Here is a 263-nt window from a genome sequence, read left to right on the forward strand (position 1 = left end):
GACCAGCTCGAGGAAGCCCAGCGCATCAACGTCCGGTACCGCGATGCCGCCGAAACAGCAGGATCGGCCGGCTGAAGCGCCCTCGGCGGTGCTGGCTTACGTGGACATCACCGCGAACAGTGCCATCACGATCACTGCGCAGGCCAAGCCGGTCATCGCGGCACGCAGCGGGCCGAGCGCCTGGCTTGTCGAAGGTGCCGTGCAGGAAGGTGCCGTGCAGGAACCGCGCTCCAGCCCTCCGGTACGGGGCGAGTTCAGCCTGT

The 263-nt window shown here is 68.1% G+C and carries 1 protein-coding gene; it reads left to right on the top strand.

Annotation, left to right across the window (positions count from 1 at the left end; genetic code table 11):
* Nucleotides 1–43 precede the first annotated feature (43 nt).
* Nucleotides 44–263, top strand: a 220-nt coding sequence (locus AC5P1C_RS44035) for a hypothetical protein (protein ID WP_493871618.1), incomplete at its 3' end; no start/stop codon positions are given.

Source organism: Streptomyces sp. A18 (assembly GCF_059026065.1).